The 317-nt window shown below is 43.8% G+C and carries 1 pseudogene; it reads right to left on the bottom strand.

Annotation, left to right across the window (positions count from 1 at the left end):
- Positions 1–250, bottom strand: a pseudogene (locus AAC855_RS21315) (phage baseplate protein); the annotation flags it as partial.
- Between the last annotated feature and the right edge of the window lie 67 nt (positions 251–317).

Below are 317 nucleotides of genomic sequence, written 5' to 3'. Positions count from 1 at the left end.
GTTGGCCCTCCATTGTCCATTGCGCCGCGCCAAAGGTCTGGATATCTCCCACGGCTTCGGTAATATCGTGGAAAATACCATTCATCTTTTCACGTTCGATATTCATTGCAGCAGGATCTTCGTTTGGATCAAGTCCATATCCACTACCATAACCTTGAGCATATGAAACAGTACCATCTTCTCGAGGCTGATCAGGAATAGAAACTCTATCTCCCTGCGCTGCAAAGGGAACTTTAAATGTTTTTGTCATGAGATTAGGCTCCGAAGTAGCTGTTGAAAAAATTGGCATGTGAGTAGCCAAAGCCAAAGATATTACT

The organism is Xenorhabdus bharatensis, from assembly GCF_037996705.1.
GTDB classification, from domain to species: Bacteria; Pseudomonadota; Gammaproteobacteria; order Enterobacterales; family Enterobacteriaceae; genus Xenorhabdus; species Xenorhabdus bharatensis.
Note: the sequence above shows the minus strand (reverse complement) of the source record. Positions and strands in the feature narration are given on the sequence as shown.